This window comes from Allorhizocola rhizosphaerae, from assembly GCF_003426775.1.
GTDB lineage: Bacteria > Actinomycetota > Actinomycetes > Mycobacteriales > Micromonosporaceae > Allorhizocola > Allorhizocola rhizosphaerae.
In genome coordinates this window covers 1-1,357 of record NZ_QJUG01000474.1, presented here as the reverse complement: position 1 = coordinate 1,357, position 1,357 = coordinate 1, and the positions used below count along the sequence as shown (strand labels likewise).

Here is a 1,357-nt window from a genome sequence, read left to right as displayed (position 1 = left end):
ACGGTTACAGGTCGACATGGACCGGGCGTTCGAGATACTGCGCGCACACGCCCGAAACCACAACCGGCGGCTATCAGAACTCGCCCACGCAGTCGTCGACGGAACAGAGCAACTCCCACCCACCACCACACCAGAAACAGCAGCGTAGGGCATGCCCTGCAGGTAGGTCGGCGCAAGGGCCGCCGGACATCTGTGTCCTTTCCAGACAGTAGATCAAGACTGGATCGTCTGCCCTTCGTGCCGCGACAACAGCCGATGGCTGAACCCCGGGAGCTCTGCCGGGAGGTGGGTGCGATCACGCCATGACCGCCTGCGCATGGTGCCGACATCGCAAGGGTGCGCCGTGGCTATGGCGGCTCCTCCATGGCGTAAACGGACATCGATTCCAGTACTGGTGCGCCGAAGGTGGTAACCATGGCCACGTCGGAAGCGTCACGTCCCCGCCCGATGACGATGCGGCCCTTGCGGCGGCGATTGTTGCGCGGGTCGAAGGTCCACCACCGGTCGCCCAGCCACACTTGCATCCAGGCGGCGAAATCCATCGGCATGCCGTCTGCGGGCACATCGAGGTCGGGCAGGTAGCCGAAGACGTACCGGGCGGGGATGTTCAGGGCCCGACAAAACGAGATCGCCAGGTGGGTGAAGTCGCGGCAGACGCCGAGCCGGGAGATGTTGACGTCGCTGGCGGTGGTCCACGGGTTGCTGCTGCCGTAGCTGAACGTCAAATGCGCGTGGACGTAGTCGCAGATCGCCTGCACGCGGCCGTACCCGGCAGGTATGTGCCCGAACCGGGACCAGGCTTCGCCGCCGAGCAGGTCGGGTAGGCAGAACCGGCTGGGCAGCGTGTAGATGAGAACGTCGTCGGGAAGGTCGTCCGGAGCGAGCTGTGGCGCCTGCTGGTTGGCGTCCTCGGTGGCGTCGGGTACCAGTGTCACCGCGTCATATCGCAGCACGCTACGCCCAGCGGGCAGGATCAGCCGCACGCACGGGTTGCCGTACAGGTCGCGATAGCGGCGAAGGCGTGCCTGCGGTTGCACCGACCATTGCTGGTCCACCAGCTTGACCGGGGCCTCATCGCGGGGTTCGACTTGAAAGACTGCGGGCGTGTCGACCTGCGCGAGGTACACGAATTCGCATCCCACCCGCAGCTGACGCACATGCCTTCCGTCCGTGAGCATTGATGGGCCTATTGCGACGGTTGCGGCATGGTGCACTGGACCTTCGGGTTGATGCCGATGTAGTTCAACGGCCCGGCGATGACGGTGAGAATGGTGTTTCCGGCGTCGGCACAGTTTTTCTCCGAGCCGCTGAAGTATCCGCGCTGGCCCGCCGCTACCAGGCCGATGATCAGCCAAAT

The 1,357-nt window shown here is 64.7% G+C and carries 2 protein-coding genes; one reads left to right on the top strand and one right to left on the bottom strand.

The genetic code is table 11. The annotated features are described in order from the left end of the window. On the top strand, positions 1–148 hold a 148-nt coding region (locus tag DM816_RS46100; protein WP_162908438.1), incomplete at its 5' end, for an ANTAR domain-containing protein. Between the two features lie 199 nt (positions 149–347). On the opposite strand, the gene DM816_RS41875 is transcribed toward DM816_RS46100, so the two are convergent. Further along, positions 348–1,157, bottom strand: coding sequence for a transglutaminase-like domain-containing protein (locus DM816_RS41875; protein WP_246002758.1), 810 nt, complete (start codon positions 1,155–1,157; stop codon positions 348–350). Positions 1,158–1,357: the final 200 nt, after the last annotated feature.